The sequence below is a fragment of the Gluconobacter albidus genome (assembly GCF_002005485.1).
In the GTDB taxonomy this organism is placed as follows: domain Bacteria; phylum Pseudomonadota; class Alphaproteobacteria; order Acetobacterales; family Acetobacteraceae; genus Gluconobacter; species Gluconobacter albidus.
In genome coordinates, this window is sequence record NZ_CP014689.1 from 3,068,622 (window position 1) to 3,083,222 (window position 14,601).

Annotated in this window: 14 protein-coding genes; 11 read left to right on the forward strand and 3 right to left on the reverse strand. The window is 62.1% G+C overall.

The window, feature by feature from the left end; all coding sequences use genetic code 11:
• Positions 1–123: 123 nt before the first annotated feature.
• Together rdgB and rph are read right to left on the reverse strand one after the other, a co-directional pair.
• Positions 124–720 (reverse strand): RdgB/HAM1 family non-canonical purine NTP pyrophosphatase, encoded by a 597-nt coding sequence (gene rdgB / locus A0U94_RS14090; RefSeq protein ID WP_062108460.1) that lies wholly within the window; start codon positions 718–720, stop codon positions 124–126.
• Positions 720–1,442: a ribonuclease PH gene (gene rph / locus A0U94_RS14095; RefSeq protein WP_077803730.1), complete on the reverse strand. Its 723-nt coding sequence runs from the start codon at positions 1,440–1,442 to the stop codon at positions 720–722. Before rph ends, rdgB begins: the two co-directional genes overlap by 1 nt.
• Positions 1,443–1,525: 83 nt before the next feature.
• Here rph and hrcA point away from each other — a divergent pair, with 83 nt between their 5' ends.
• The 8 genes from hrcA (at position 1,526) to A0U94_RS14135 (ending at position 11,026) form a co-directional block, all read left to right on the forward strand.
• On the forward strand, positions 1,526–2,596 hold the full coding sequence (gene hrcA / locus A0U94_RS14100) for a heat-inducible transcriptional repressor HrcA (RefSeq protein ID WP_077803731.1): 1,071 nt from the start codon (positions 1,526–1,528) through the stop codon (positions 2,594–2,596).
• Between the two features lie 107 nt (positions 2,597–2,703).
• The gene (locus tag A0U94_RS14105) at positions 2,704–5,367 is read left to right on the forward strand and encodes a penicillin-binding protein 1A (protein ID WP_077803732.1); all 2,664 of its coding nucleotides are present in this window, start codon (positions 2,704–2,706) and stop codon (positions 5,365–5,367) included.
• A 39-nt stretch (positions 5,368–5,406) separates the two neighbouring features.
• A protein-coding gene (gene prfB / locus A0U94_RS14110; protein WP_099253242.1) for a peptide chain release factor 2 occupies positions 5,407–6,538 on the forward strand; the annotation gives its coding sequence in 2 pieces (ribosomal slippage) (positions 5,407–5,475 and positions 5,477–6,538; 1,131 coding nt in all).
• A gap of 390 nt (positions 6,539–6,928) precedes the next feature.
• Positions 6,929–7,597 carry an energy transducer TonB gene (locus A0U94_RS14115; protein WP_062028224.1) on the forward strand — a complete coding sequence of 223 codons (669 nt, stop codon included), beginning with the start codon at positions 6,929–6,931 and terminating at the stop codon, positions 7,595–7,597.
• A gap of 140 nt (positions 7,598–7,737) precedes the next feature.
• On the forward strand, positions 7,738–8,844 hold the full coding sequence (locus A0U94_RS14120) for a MotA/TolQ/ExbB proton channel family protein (RefSeq protein WP_077804014.1): 1,107 nt from the start codon (positions 7,738–7,740) through the stop codon (positions 8,842–8,844).
• A 4-nt stretch (positions 8,845–8,848) separates the two neighbouring features.
• On the forward strand, positions 8,849–9,274 hold the full coding sequence (locus A0U94_RS14125) for an ExbD/TolR family protein (RefSeq protein ID WP_062028222.1): 426 nt from the start codon (positions 8,849–8,851) through the stop codon (positions 9,272–9,274).
• 72 nt (positions 9,275–9,346) lie between these two features.
• On the forward strand, positions 9,347–9,781 hold the full coding sequence (locus A0U94_RS14130) for an ExbD/TolR family protein (protein WP_062028219.1): 435 nt from the start codon (positions 9,347–9,349) through the stop codon (positions 9,779–9,781).
• Between the two features lie 3 nt (positions 9,782–9,784).
• Entirely contained in the window at positions 9,785–11,026 is a 1,242-nt protein-coding gene (locus tag A0U94_RS14135; protein ID WP_077803734.1) for a tetratricopeptide repeat protein, read from the forward strand.
• Positions 11,027–11,080: 54 nt separating this feature from the next.
• Here the strand turns inward: A0U94_RS14135 and flgH are convergent, their stop codons facing one another.
• The gene (gene flgH, locus A0U94_RS14140) at positions 11,081–11,827 is read right to left on the reverse strand and encodes a flagellar basal body L-ring protein FlgH (protein WP_077804015.1); all 747 of its coding nucleotides are present in this window, start codon (positions 11,825–11,827) and stop codon (positions 11,081–11,083) included.
• Positions 11,828–12,070: 243 nt separating this feature from the next.
• Between flgH and A0U94_RS14150 the strand changes: the two genes are divergently transcribed.
• From A0U94_RS14150 to A0U94_RS14160, 3 genes are read left to right on the forward strand one after another with little or no spacing between them, the layout of a single operon-like run.
• Positions 12,071–13,033 carry an NAD-dependent epimerase/dehydratase family protein gene (locus tag A0U94_RS14150; RefSeq protein WP_244178026.1) on the forward strand — a complete coding sequence of 321 codons (963 nt, stop codon included), beginning with the start codon at positions 12,071–12,073 and terminating at the stop codon, positions 13,031–13,033.
• A 53-nt stretch (positions 13,034–13,086) separates the two neighbouring features.
• Positions 13,087–13,269: a DUF4089 domain-containing protein gene (locus A0U94_RS14155; protein WP_244178027.1), complete on the forward strand. Its 183-nt coding sequence runs from the start codon at positions 13,087–13,089 to the stop codon at positions 13,267–13,269.
• Positions 13,266–14,600: an AtzE family amidohydrolase gene (locus A0U94_RS14160; RefSeq protein WP_077803736.1), complete on the forward strand. Its 1,335-nt coding sequence runs from the start codon at positions 13,266–13,268 to the stop codon at positions 14,598–14,600. The genes A0U94_RS14155 and A0U94_RS14160 overlap by 4 nt, the downstream gene beginning before the upstream one ends.
• The last annotated feature ends 1 nt before the right edge of the window (position 14,601 follow it).

Sequence of the window (14,601 nt, forward strand, 5' to 3'; positions counted from 1 at the left end):
AATTGGGGTAATTTTTTATTTCCATGTAATGAATAATTCTATGTTTCTTTTTTCAAATAACTCTCTTTGAGGAGAATGAAAACCCGGAATTTTCTTTTGAAAAGACTGGGTTTTTTCCAGTCATCAGGCGATGAAATTCTTCAGGAATTGCTCCAGTGCCCTGCCGCGATGACTGATGGCATTTTTCTCCGCCTCCGTCATTTCCGCAAAGGTCCGGTTTCCGCCTTCCGGTACGAACATCGGATCATAACCGTGTCCATGGGCGCCCCGTGGAGGCCAGACGACCGTACCGTGACATTCACCCTGCACGGTCCGCGTTTCGCCATCCGGCCAGGCCAGACACAGGGCCGCGACGAAAAAGGCCCGGTGATCGGCACTGTCGCCCATCTCCCGATGTACGCGGTCCATTGCGATCTGCATGTCTTTGGTCGGGCCGCCCCAGCGCGCGGAATAGACGCCCGGACGGTTGTCCAGCGCCGCGACGCAGAAGCCGGAATCATCGGCCAGCGCGGGCAGTCCGGAGGCCCTGGCCGCGGCCAGGGCCTTGATGGCGGCGTTGCCGGTGAAGGTCTCTTCCGTCTCTTCGGGTTCCGGGAGGTTCAGTTCGGCTGCCGAGATGACGGTGATCCCGCTCTCGGCCAGCAGGGTGGAAAATTCGCGCAGCTTGCCGGCATTATGGCTGGCCAGAACGATTTTCGAACCGCGGGACAATGTCCGCATCATGCAGTCTCCAGTACGTGATTCTGGGCGTCGAACAGTCGGGTCGTGCCGAGCTTTGCCAGTCGGAGGAGTTCGAAAAATTCGCTCTCCTGAAACGGCTTGTCCTCGGCGGTTCCCTGAATTTCGATGATGCCACCATCCGCCGTCAGAACGAAATTCGTATCGGCCTGCGCGCTGCTGTCTTCAATATAGTCCAGATCCAGCACGGCTCCGGCTTCTGTCAGCCCGCACGAGACTGCCGCGACCTGAGCCGTGAGAGCCTGTGAGCGCTTGATTGTATTCAGCGCGATCGCCAGCGCCACCCAGGCGCCCGTGATGGAGGCGCAGCGCGTGCCGCCATCCGCGTTCAGGACGTCGCAGTCGAGCGTGATGGTCCGCTCTCCCAGTTTTTTCAGATCCACACAGGCCCGGAGCGAGCGTGCGATCAGCCGCTGGATTTCCTGCGTGCGGCCGGACTGCTTGCCTTTGGCCGCTTCGCGCTGGCCGCGATTATGCGTCGCCCGGGGGAGCATTCCGTATTCGGCCGTGATCCAGCCCTGCCCCCTGTTGCGCAGGAACGCCGGAACACGCTCCTCGACCGTGGCCGTGCACAGGACTTCCGTGCCGCCCACGCGGATGAGCGCGGAGCCTTCGGCATGGCGGGCAAAGCCTGTTTCGATTGAAACAATGCGGTTTTCGTCCGGCGCCCGCCCGGATGGACGCTTGCGTGCGGTGTCAGTCATGTCAAAAAAGATCCCGTGGAAGAATATGTCCCGCCTCTAGCGCGTTTGACGCAGACCCATCCAGCCCCGACAGTGGGTTTACCATGATGCGACCACAGCCTCCCCTGTTCCGCCCTTCCATCCCGATGCCGCACGGTCTGGGAGATCGTGAAGCCGCGATTTTGCGTGAAATCGTTGAGGAATATGTCGAAACGGGTGAGCCCATCGGCAGCCAGACGCTGGCCCAGCGCCTGCAACCGGCGTTGTCTTCGGCCACGATCCGCAATGTCATGGCGGATCTGGCGCGGGCCGGGCTGCTGTTCAGCCCGCATGTTTCAGCCGGGCGTCTGCCGACCGAAAAGGGCGTGCGCCTGTTTGTGGATGGCCTGCTCCAGTTCGGCACCCTGACGGAAGAAGACCGCGCCAGCATCGACAGCCGGCTCGATATTCACGGGCGGTCCTATCAGGATATCCTGTCTGAAGCGTCGTCCCTTCTGTCGGGCCTGTCTTCCGCTGCCGGACTGGTGCTCGCGCCGAAATCGGATGCCGCGCTCAAGCATATAGAGTTCGTAGCACTTGGTCCGGGGCGGGTTCTGGTCATTCTGGTGGGTTCGGACGGGCAGGTGGAGAACCGCATCATCGAGACCCCGCCCGGCGTGCCGCCTTCCGCTCTTGTCGAGGCCGGGAACTACCTGAACGCCCGTCTTGGTGACCTGACGCTCGGCACGCTGCGCGAGCGGGTCCGGAGCGAAATGGATGCCAGCCGCCATGAACTCGATGCCCTGACGGCCAGTGTGATCGAAAGCGGTCTTGCGACGTGGGACGCCGATGGAGGGACGCTGTTCGTGAAAGGGCAGGGGAAGCTGCTGGCCGACATCACGGAAATCGAGCGCCTGACGACGATCCGCATGCTGTTCGACCATCTGGAGACGCAAGAGACCATGCTTCAACTGCTGCAACTGGCGGATGCGTCCGAAGGGGTGCGGATCTATATCGGGCGTGAAAGCGGGATGTTCGGGATGTCGGGCGTGTCTATGATCGTGGCGCCTGCCCGCAACGAAGCCCAGAAAATCGTGGGGGCGATTGGCGTGATCGGCCCGACCCGTCTGAATTACGGGCGGATCGTGCCTGTTGTGGACTATACCGCGCGGATGGTGGGGCGTCTTCTGGGCTGAGGGCGTCTGAACGTTTCGGGATGATGGTCCCGGGGTTACGCCTCTTTCATGAAATGACCTTTTTAGACGGGGCGACGAAAGGGGCGGAATAATGCTATGCAGGGGGCATGACGCGACGCTCTTTCCGCTCCCGTAGCCACCAGGGTTCTGGTAACCCTCAAGGTCCGGGCGCCACGCCACCACGCCCTCCCCGTTTCCGCCGCTACCGGCAGTCCCTGGCGATCATCGCCGGTGTGGGGCTTGTAGGCGTGGCCGGGGCGGGCGTTCTGGGCTGGACGACCTATGCCAAGCTGGTGGCGGATCTGCCCAGCGTGGACAGCCTGCGCGCCTATCAGCCGCCCACCGTCAGCCGCATCTATGCTGCCGATGACCGTCTGATGGCCGAGCTGGCGAACGAACGCCGGATCTTCGTGCCGATCAACGCCATCCCCGAGCGCGTGAAGAATGCCTTCATCGCCACGGAAGACCATAATTTCTATACGCATGGCGGCGTGGATTTCATGGCGATCGGCCGTGCGGGCTTGACGGACATTTTCGCGCGTCATGGTCGCCGCCCGCTGGGCGCTTCGACCATCACCCAGCAGGTGGCGAAGGTCATGCTGCTCAACAGCAACGTCGTAAGCCTCGACCGCAAGATCAAGGAAGCCCTGCTCGCCATGAAAATGGAGCAGGTGCTGTCCAAGGACAAGATCCTCGAAATCTATCTGAACGGCATTTATCTCGGGAACGGTGCCTATGGTGTCGCCGCGGCTGCGCAGAGCTATTTCAACAAGCCGCTCGACCAGCTCGACGATGCCGAAGCCGCCTCTCTGGCAGCACTTCCCAAATCGCCCACGAACTACAATCCGTTCCTGCATCCGCAGGCCGCAATGGGTCGCCGCAACCTTGTGCTGGACCTGATGGTTGAAGCAGGCGTTCTGACCCGTGAGCAGGCCGATCAGGAAAAGCAGGAGCCGCTGGTCCCGCAGCAGAAGCAGCGTTTTGGTCCTCTGCCGGATTCCGAATGGTTCGGCGAGGAAGTCCGCCGTCAGCTCATCGCCCAGTATGGTCAGGACCGTGCGGCGCAGGGCGGTCTGGAGGTCCACACCAGTCTCGACCAGAACCTTCAGACCACCGAGACGCGCCTGCTGCATGAAGGGCTGATGAATTACGACCGCGCCCATAGTGGCTGGCGGGGGCCGTTGCGCAACCTGTCGGACATTCAGGATGACGGCTGGGAGAGCGCGCTCGATCATGTCACGCCGCCCGGCGGGATGCTGCGCGAGTGGCGTCTGGCGGTTGTGCTTCCGGGTGGCACGCATGTCGGCTGGATCGAGGAAGGCAGCCCCCGCAAAGGCGCACTTCTTGGGACCGACATCAGCTGGGCGCGCCGGGCGCATTCGCTGCGTGCCGGGGATGTCATCATGATCGAACCGCAGGAAGGCGGTTCGGCGGCCCTACGCCAGATCCCGCAGGTCGAAGGTGCGGCCGTGACGCTGGATGTGCATACGGGCCGCGTTCTGGCGATGGTCGGCGGCTGGTCGTTCCATGAAAGCCAGTTCAACCGGGCCACGCAGGCGCTGCGTCAGCCGGGGTCGTCGTTCAAGCCGTTCGTCTATCTTGCCGCGATGGAACAGGGGATTTCCCCGTCCGAGCGTTTCGACGATTCGCCCATTTCCTATGGCGACTGGCATCCGCAGAACTACGAGCATGACAACTGGGGCCCGACGACGCTGCATGACGCGCTGCGCGAAAGCCGCAACCTCGTCACGATCCGTGTCGCCGCCCATCTCGGCATGAAGGCGGTCGCCGATACGGCCATCCGCGCCGGGCTCGTGGCGGAAATGCCGCATGTTCTGCCCGCAGCGCTGGGCGCCGTCGAAACCACCGTCATGCGCGAGGCTGCGGCCTACGCCACGATCGCCAATGGCGGCCACATCGTCACGCCCACCCTCGTGGACGACATTCAGGACCGTGCCGGGAGCGTGTTGTGGCAGGCTGGCGGCCTGAAGCTCGGCACCGCCATGCAGGCTCCGCCCAGCGAGCAGCCTGTTCCTGCGGACGGTACCCCGGCGGCCGGGACGACACCACCCGCCGCGCCTACTTCCGCTCCGCCTACTGTCGCCCTGGCCACGCCAGTACCCGGCAGCGTATCCGTGCCCTCCCTGACCGATACGCGCCCGACGCTTGCCAGCGAGCAGAGCACGTTCCAGATCGTGAAAATGATGCAGGACGTGATCGCCCGGGGCACCGGCCGTATGGCGGGCGTTGGCATCGACCGTCCCGTCGCGGGCAAGACCGGCACCAGTCAGGACTTCCATGATGCCTGGTTTGCCGGGTTTTCCCCCGATATCGTCACGGTGGTCTGGGTTGGTTTCGACACACCCCAGACGCTGGGTCGCAATTCTGATGGTGGCCGTATTGCCGGGCCGATCTGGAACAAGATCATGAAGGTCGCTCTGGCCAGCCGTCCGAAGCTCGACTTCCGTGTGCCGGACGGTATTACGCTGGCCAGCTACGACACGGGACGCATTTCGGCCGTCGATGGCTTCAAGACTGATCAGGTTCCGGGGGCGTCTGTTGAGCTGCATGGCTTCGGCGCGGGAACCGAGGCTCTGACCGCCGCCGATACGGGCGCGGATAGCGTGATTTCGGATTCCGAAAGCGGCATGGCCCAGATGCCGGACCAGCCCGGAAGCGGCACACCTGGAACCGGGTCGTCCGCAGCACCAGGACAGGCCCAGAAACCTGCTCCATCCGATGGTGACATTGGCGTGGGCGGCCTATACTAAGGCCACCAGAACAGACCCCCCTTATGAGTGGAGGACACTATGTCGGCCGAAACCGAGGCCCTTTCCGTCCAGATCAAGCAGTCGGTGGCACTGCTGAGGAGGCATCTTTGACTGGGATGTCGCAACAACACGCCTCGCGGAACTGAACCACCGCGTTGAAGACCCCGACCTTTGGAACGATGCGGAAGCTGCCCAGAAGCTGATGCGCGAGCGCACGACGCTCGCCAACCAGATCGAAGGCGTCCAGCAGATCGAAGCCGAGGTCGAAGGCACGCTCGAACTGGTCGAACTTGCGGAGATGGAAGGGGATGACAGCCTCGTTCAGGATGCCGTGCAGACCCTGCGGACCATCGCCGAGGACGTCCGCAAGCGCGAAATCGAAAGTCTGCTCTCGGGCGAGGCGGACAGCAATGACTGTTACGTCGAGGTAAATGCGGGCGCCGGTGGTACGGAAGCCCAGGACTGGGCCGAGATGCTCCTGCGCATGTATACGCGCTGGGCCGAGCAGCATGGCTACAAGGTCACGTTCATCGAAGGCAGTGAAGGCGAGCAGGCTGGCATCAAGTCCGCCACGATCCAGGTGAGTGGTGCGAACGCCTATGGCTGGCTCAAGACCGAGGCCGGCGTGCACCGTCTGGTCCGGATCTCACCATTCGATGCGGCGGCCCGCCGCCAGACCTCGTTCGCGTCTGTGTGGGTCTATCCGGTCGTGGATGATTCGATCGAGATCGACATCAACGATTCGGACCTGCGTGTCGATACGTTCCGGGCCTCGGGCGCGGGTGGACAGCACGTCAACAAGACGGATTCGGCCATCCGGATCACCCATATCCCGACCGGGATCGTGGTGGCCTGTCAGACCGACCGTTCGCAGCACCGCAACCGCGCCAAGGCGATGGAAATGCTGCGGGCCCGGATGTACGAGGCGGAGTTGCAGAAACGCGAAGCCGCCGCCGCCCAGACGGAAGCCTCCAAGACCGATATCGGCTGGGGACATCAGATCCGGTCCTATGTTCTGGCGCCCTATCAACTCGTCAAGGACCTGCGGACGGGTGTGGAGAAGGGAAATCCGGGCGCGGTGCTCGATGGTGCCCTGGACGACTTCATGTCGGCCTCGCTGGCGCAAAGCGTCGGAGCGACCCGCTCGGAAGCCAGCGCTTCGGCCCAGTAAGCCCTGTTTAGGCCCTGCCGCCCTTGAGACGGATTCGCCAAGGCGCCGGAACAGTCCACTGTTCCGGCGCCTTTTTTCTTGAATCTGTCATAACGCAGCGGATTGAAGTTGCGTTTCAGTGGTTTCAGAAGATATTTTTATTTGTTTCGATACAGCTTTAGCCGCAGAATATGTCGGCAATATGAAAAAATCGTTTCGATAAAGGCAATCACCGGCTTGACAGCATGGGGGTTAGACTGCCCAATCAGCATATCGGGTATGTTCCCACGGCATATGAGGCATTTCATGTGGCCGCATCGGGAAAGCCTGATGGCAACACAGAAATCGGGGCACCGCACCCGGCAGATGTGGACCAATGCCGGTGTCAGTGAGGGGTAAGAAGGTTTCGACATGAAGAGCTACGCCGCACAGCAGCGCAAGCCGACAGACTACATTGTCGCGATCGTCGTGGCCGTGCTGGCTATGGGCGCTGTGATCTATGCGCTCATGAGTGGTGCTGTGAGCAAGCTGGTCCAGGAAAAGCCGCCTATCAAGACGGAAGTAATCAAGGAACAGCCCAAGCCACCGCCACCACCGCCGCCGCCGCCGCCGCCGCAGATGGAGCAGCCGCCGCCGCCGTTTATTCCGCCGCCGAAGATCTCCGTGCCGCCGCCGCCCAAGGCGATCCAGCGCGTGACCCACGCCAAGCCGCCGCATCCGGTGCCGCCCAGCCCGACCCCGTCGCCAGAGCCCGTTCCGGCTCCGCCGCAGGGCCCGCCAGCTGACGCAGTGCCAGATCATCAGGCAGGCGCGCGGCCGATCAACGGTGCACAGGCTGTCTATCCGGACGAGGCCATGGAAGAAAACCGCGAAGGTCACGTGACCGCATCGTGTGACATTCTTCCGACAGGCAAGACGGCGAACTGCACCATCACCAGTTCAAGCGGTGGTCATGAGTTCGTGGAAAGTGCGCTCGACTTCCTTCGTCGGGCCCGTTACCAGCCCGCCGTTGTCAATGGCGTTCCGGTAATTGAACATCACCACGTCCTGCACATCGACTTCACGATGGGCGACGACTGATCTTTCGACTGCCATCAAACAGAATTGCCCTGTCAGGATCTTCAGAACCTGACAGGGCTCAGAAAAGGGCCGGTCTCCATATGGCCGACACCCCACTAAAAGCTCCGGAAACGGGCATCGATAACGAGGATATGGAGTTCATGACCAGACTGTTCCGCCTTCCTGCCCTTGCCGTTCCGACGAAGGCGCGTGCCGTCCGGGCCAGCGCACTGGCTCTGACGCTGGCCCTGGCTTCCGGTGCAGTTGCACCGGCCGTCGCTTTCGCCCAGCCGGCTCCTGCCGACCAGAGCGCTCCCGCAGCGGCTCCGGTTGACCCCTCCGCCAATCCGGCAACCCCGACGACGTCCGCCGATCCGGCCGGCGCCCCGGCTGCCGCCGCTCCGAACGATGCGGGCGCTCCTGCTGCTCCCGCCACCGCTCCGACCGACAGCACCGCTCCGGCAACGGCTCCGGCCGACCAGTCCCCCGCAGCGGCTGCAACGCCGGGCGAGAGCGCAACCGCGACGCCGGAAGCTCCTGCTCCGCAGGGCAACCCGTATGGCCTCGGCGCTCTGTGGGCCAATGGTGACGCGATTGCCCGTGGCGTTCTGATCATCATGGTGATCATGTCCGCTGGCACCTGGATCATCATGGTCATGAAATTCCTGGAGCAGGGCCGTCTGTTCGCCGCTTCCAAGGAAGCTGCCCGCGAGTTCTGGACCAAGCCGTCCGTTCAGCAGGGTGCTGCATCCCTGAAGGCGTCTTCTCCGTTCCGCTACATCGCTGAGACGGGCATCGTTGCCGCCGAGCATCACGAAGGCTCCATGCGTGACTCGATCGACCTGCCGTCCTGGACCGAAATGTCCATCTCGCGCTCGGTCGACACCATCAACACCCGTATGCAGGGCGGTCTCGCCTTCCTCGGTACGGTGGGTTCCACGTCGCCGTTCGTCGGTCTGTTCGGTACGGTCTGGGGTATCTATCACGCTCTGACGGCCATCGGCATCTCTGGTCAGGCGTCCATCGACAAGGTTGCAGGCCCGGTTGGTGAATCCCTCATCATGACGGCCATCGGTCTTGCCACCGCTGTTCCGGCCGTGCTGGGTTACAACCTGCTCGTTCGCCGCAACAAGGGTGCCATGGATCGCGTCCGCAACTTCGCGGCCGACATCCAGTCCGTCCTGATCGGCGGCTTCCGTCACGGCGTCAGCCCGGAACAGGGCAGCATGGCTGTTCCGACCACCATCACCACCAGCGAGCGGATCTGATCCTATGGGAATGAACGTCGGAGGAGGCGGCGGTGACGACGAGGTGGTGTCGGCAATCAACACCACCCCCCTCGTCGACGTCATGCTGGTGCTGCTGATCATCTTTTTGATCACCATCCCGGTCGCCACACACTCGGTGAAGGTCAAGCTGCCGGTCGATGCGAATACGCCTACCCAGACCAGGAAGGGCAACATCGTTCTGGCAGTAAATTCAAACGGCCAGGTGTTCTGGGACACGACGCCGGTTGCGAACCACACTGACCTGCTGAACCGTCTCGTTGAGGTGGCAAAGCAGAAGCCCCAGCCGCAGATCCAGATCCGCGGTGATCAGGCTGCCAAGTATCTGGCAGTCGGCCAGGTGGTCGCGACCTGCCAGGAAGCTGGCATCGCCCACGTGGACTTCATTACCGAGCAGCCTCACTCGAACTGAGGTCGTGTCGGGCCGTTCCGGACAGGACGGCCCGACAAAGCTTTCACGTCACCTTTTTGGAGAACCGCCGTCATGGGCATGAGCGTCGGATCTGACAGCACGCACGAAGACGAAGGCATTGTCGATATCAACACCACGCCGTTGATCGACGTGATGCTGGTGCTGCTGATCATGCTGATCATCACCATTCCGCTTCAGACACACTCGGTGGCGATCGATCTGCCTCAGGGCAATCCTCCCCCATCGACCGAACAACCCAAACTCGTGACCGTCAGCATCGGCTACGACAACAGCATTTCCTGGAACAACGAGCCGATTACGTCAGAGGCTTCTCTCCAGGCTCATTTTCAGGCCGCAGCAGCACTGCCGGACCAGCCTGAAATGCATATCCACCCGGATCGTCTTGCGGACTACAAGACCGTGGCGCATGTTATGGCGGATGCACAGCGTCTCGGCATGACCAAGCTGGGAATTGTCGGTCTGGATCAGTTCATGGAAGGACAGTAATTCGTGTCTTTGTCCCTTTACCGCCGTCTGAGCGCCCGTAATCTTCTGCTGGCCGGTGTCTTTGGTATTGCCGCACTTGCCGGCTCCGCCCACGCCGATGATGTCCTCGGTCAGGCCGTTGGCAAGGATCTGCAGCAGGCCCAGAGTGCTCTGGCATCCAAGAACTATGCCAAGGCCATGGAAGCCGTCGACGCCGCGGACGCGGTCAAGGGCAAGACCGATTACGAAGCCTACACCACGGCCCAGATGCGCGCCGCGATCGCTGCACAGTCCGGGAACACGGACGCCGCGATCAAGGCCTATGACGTTCTGATCAATAGCTCGCGTACGCCGAAGGCTGCGAAGGGTCAGATGCTGATGGCACAGGCCACCATGGCCTACAGCGCCAAGCAGTACGCCCGCGCCATTCCGGCGACCGAGCGTTATCTGAAGGAATACGGCGCCGACCCGCGCATGCAGACCATGCTGATCCAGTGCTACTATCTGCAGCAGGACTGGAAAGGCACGGCCAAGGCCGCGCAGGAACAGGTTGATGCCACGATCAAGGCTGGCAAGGTGCCGGCCGAAAACCAGCTTCAGATGCTGGCGACGGCCTACACGAACCTGAAGGATGCGGATGCCAAGACGCATGCTTACGTTCTGCTGGCCAAGTATTATTCGAAGCCTGATTACTGGTCGATGCTGATCCATGATCTGGTCGCGAATCCGAACCTTTCGCCGCCGCTTATCTTCTATGTCGAGCGTCTGCGTCTGGTGACCGGTGTGCTGAAAGATCCGTCTGATTATCAGGACATGGCGGAGCGTGCGGTGCAGATGGGTCTGCCCCAGCTTGCGCTGAACCTGCTGAATCAGGGCTATGCGAATCACTCGCTCGGCAACGGTCCGACTGCAGCCGCTGATGCGAAATTCCACGCGTTCGTTGCGCAGCAGGCTGCGACCAGCCGGAGCCAGCTTGCTGCTGCCGTGACGCAGGCCGCCTCTGCACCGAATGCAGGACCGGCTCTGACCGCTGGCTACAATCAGGTTCTGAACGGACAGGTTGATGCGGGTCTGGCCCTGATGAAGACCGGTCTGGCAAAGAATCCGCGTTATCCCGATCTGGCTCAGGTCGAATACGGAATGGCGCAGATGGACGGCGGCCAGAAGGCCGAAGCCATCAAGACCTTTGAGTCCGTTTCCGGAAACGGACCGGCCCGTGATGTGGCTGAACTCTGGTCGCTGCTGCTGTCGCGGCCTGCCAAGTAAGGCGTTCTTTTCGACCACAGAAAAAGCCGGGGTTCTTCCCCGGCTTTTTTTTGTTCAAAACGGTAGGACCGTGTCCATGAACTGCTGTCCGTAGCGTGGTGTCTGAAGCTGCGTGAGGGTTCCCCGTCCACCGTAGGAGATCCGTGCTTCGGCCATCCGGTCATGCGTGACGGTGTTGTCGGCGGTAATGTCCTGCGGGCGGACAATGCCGCTCACACCCAGTTCCCGCAGTTCGCTGTTGACCCGGACTTCCTGTTTTCCCATCACGACAAAATTGCCGTTGGGCAGGACCTGGGTGATGGTCCCGGCCAGACGCAGGGTAACAGTTTCGTTGCGGGTGATCTTGCCAGTTGCACTGGAATCGCTGCTGCTGGCCGTATTCAGGCTGTCCGCACCGGTGATCGAACTGATAATCTTTCCCTTGATGCCGAACAGGTTGGGAATGCCGAACTTTTCGTCAGCGGCCCTGTCGGCCGTTGTTCCGTTGTTGAAGGCTGCATTGTCGGTAATGTCCACGATGATCGTGACCAGATCCCCGACCTGGGAGGCGCGCTGATCCTTGAAGAAGGCCTTGCTGCCGGATCGCCACAGGCTGGCTGCCTCGTCGGGAGGGGGCTGAAGAGCGGGCATCGGCATGCTGACCGGCCGATACGAGGCAGCCAGCGTCGGATTGGTGATGGATGTCATGCGGGGGGGGCGCCCGATTTCGGACATCTGAGCGAGCGAATTGCAGGCTGACAGGACCGATAAAAGGCCCAGAAGCCCCAGAGTGCGCACAGAATGTCGAAGAGGATGCCGCATGGGAAAGTTGAGATCCGTCAGTTCCGTATGATCCCCAGCAAACACGATAACGGTAAAAAACCTGTTAAGACGCCCGGCTTGCCGTACCTTGAAAAGGCTTGATGGACGCTGATCGTCCGCCAGACGGGTCCTGCTTCCGATGCGGCCTTGCCCTGTTCGCGGATGTGGCCGAAAAGAGTCCGGTCTGGGATGACATTCGGCCAGTCTGGGCCATTCTGCCGGGAGAATACCCCATGCCGACTGTTGCTGTCTTTTCTGTTGTGGGTCGTTCGTTCGCTCATGGCTCCTGACATGGGGTTGCGGATTCTGCTGACGGGTGGGCAGGGATTTGTCGGGCAACACCTCAAAGCCCGGCTTCAGGACCGTCTGCCTGGGCATGTGCTGCTGGAAGATCCCATGGATATCCGGGACCGGGCTGCGGTCGAACGTTTTGTCCGCAGCGAAAAACCCGATGCCTGTCTGCATCTGGCGGCCGTCTCTTCGGTTGCGCGCGCCGAGGCTGGAACGGATGACGCCTGGACCGTCAATCTGGACGGGACGCTCGTTCTGGCCGAGACTTTCGAGACTTATGCCCCGCAGGCCAGTTTTGTGTTCGTCTCAACCGCCGAGATCTACGGCGCGAGTTTTTCGTCAGGACAGCCGCTTGATGAAACGGCCGTTATCGCGCCGGTCAATGCCTATGCGTCCAGCAAGGCAGCGGCGGACCTGGCGATTGGCAATCTGAGTCAGGAAGGGTTGCACGGCGTGCGTCTGCGCTCTTTCACACAGGCCGGAACGGGGCAGGATGAAGAGGCGATTCTGCCGTTTCTTGCGGCACAGGTTGCGCGGATCGAGGCCGGCCAACAGGCGCCGGTCATTACCGTTGGCCAACCGGATGCCGGGTTTGACATCACCGATGTGCGTGATGCCTGCGACGCCTGTATCAGTGCGCTCGTTCCGCTCCGTCCGCTGCCCAATGGCACCGTTCTGAATATCTGCTCCGGTGTGACGCGGACCGTCCGTTCGATAGCGGAGGATCTTCTGGACGTTGCGGGTGTTTCGGCCACGCTTAGGGTGGATCCGGCCCTGGCGTCGCCGTCCGGCCTTGCCTCCATGCAGGGCAATCCGGCAGCGGCGCATGAGGCACTGGGCTGGTCCACGCGGATTGCCTGGAGCGAGACGCTGGTCACGGTTCTCAACGACTGGCGTTATCGCATTACGGCGTGAAGCCCTGCGGCATAATCGGCAATTATCATTTTCTTCGCAAAACCGGAGTTCGTATGATGACAGATCCCCATGACACTGAAATCACGGTGCTCGCCACTGCGAACGGGCTGGTCATTCCGGTCGAGTTCCATGCAGGCGTGCGCAGCAATCTGGATCTTCTGCGCAGTTATGGTGCGCTGATCGAAGGGCTGGAACTGCCTGATCGCCTCGAGCCCGCATTCCGGTACGAGCCATGAGCGGCCTTCAGCAGCGCAGCGTCGCGCTCGCCGCGAGCGTTCGCAAGGGCGAGATTTCCGCCCGTGAACTCGCGCTGAAGGTTCTGGCCGATATCGAAAGCCGGGACGGAGCCTATGGCTGCGTCACGCGCCTTCTGATGCAGCGTGCGCTGGAGGCCGCCGAACGGGTGGACCGTCTGGTGCTTCAGGGGCAGGACCCCGGACCGCTTGCGGGTGTGCCTTTCGGTATCAAGGATCTGTTCGATGTCCGTGGAGAGATCACGACAGCGGGGTCCAGGGTCCTCGCCAATGATCCGCCCGCCACGCAGGATGCGGTTCTGGTCGCGCATATGATCGCGGCCGGGGCCATCCCCGTTGCCCTGACGAACATGGACGAATTCGCCTACGGGTTCGCCACGATCAATGCGCATTACGGCAATACCCGCAATCCGCATGCGCTGGACCGCCTGGCGGGAGGCTCCTCGGGTGGTTCGGCGGCGGGTGTGGCGGCGCGGCTGTTTTCCATCGGGCTGGGGTCCGATACGAATGGCTCAATCCGCGTTCCGTCCTCGCTTTGCGGTATCTGGGGCCTTCGGGCGACGCAGGGGCTCCTGTCGACCGAAGGCAGTTACCCGTTCGTGCCGAGTCTCGATACGGTCGGCCCCTTTGCGGACAGTGCAGGCGGGCTGAAAGCCTGTTTTGAGGCCCTCAGCGCAAAGGCGCTTCCGGCTGTGGAAGCGGACAGCCTGCGGATTGCCCGGCTTGGCGGCTGGTTCGGTGAAAACATGTCTCCTCCGATGCAGACGGCCATCGACAGGCTCTCGATGGCGCTGGGGGCGACGGATGTGGTCGAACTGCCGGAGGTGGCGCGGGCGCGGGCAGCAGCTTTTGTCATCAGTGCGTCCGAAGGGGCAGGGCAGCATCTCGGGCGGCTGCGGACGCGGGCTGCGGAATACGATCCCGCCGTGCGCGACCGCCTTCTGGCCGGTGCGCTTCTGCCCTCCACGCTCGTTTTTCAGGCCCATCGCCTGCGGCACTGGTTCCGGGACCGGATGCATGAGGCGTTTGCAAAGACCGACATCCTGCTGGCTCCGGCGCTTGTCGGGGAAGCGCCGCGCTTCGATCAGCCCGAAATCGAGATCGGTGGCAGGATGGTCTCCGCCCGCGCCAATCTGGGACTGTATACGCAGCCGCTGACGCTGGCTGGTTTCCCGGTTCTGACGGTTCCGATGGCGGTTCCGGGCCTGCCGCTCGGCGCGCAGCTCATCGCGCGTCCGGGGCGCGAGGACCAGCTTTTTGCGTTGGCGGAAAAGCTGGAAACGGACGGGCTGGCCGAAGCGCGTCTGGTCTGAC